Consider the following 313-nt stretch of genomic DNA (forward strand, 5'->3'; position numbering starts at 1 on the left):
GCACCCGCACGCGCCCACGGCGGCGGCGAGGCCACGGGCGTCCTCGGCGGCCCGCTCGAGCAGGTCCACGTAGCCCTCCACCATGGTCTCCGCGCTGAACCGGCAGGCCCACGCGCGCACGCGACCCCGGTCCTTGCGGCGGGCGTGGCGGATCGAGACCGCGAGCTCCTGCGCCGTGTGGTGCACGGCCCGCGCGCCGGCCTGCGGGGCGACGATCTCCCCCATCGCGCCGCTGAGCAGCGCGGCCACCGGCACGCCGGGCGCCATGGCCTCGACCACGGCGAGCCCGAACGGCTCGGGCCACAGGGGTGTG

1 protein-coding gene is annotated in these 313 nt (G+C 78.6%); it reads right to left on the minus strand.

Annotated features, from left to right (window positions below; translation table 11 throughout):
• Positions 1 to 313 (minus strand): glycosyltransferase (locus tag KVS67_RS11770; protein ID WP_368669065.1); only part of this gene is annotated, 313 nt, incomplete at both ends.

It is taken from the genome of Micrococcus sp. GbtcB5 (genome assembly GCF_019091605.1).
Taxonomy (GTDB): Bacteria; Actinomycetota; Actinomycetes; order Actinomycetales; family Micrococcaceae; genus Micrococcus; species Micrococcus luteus.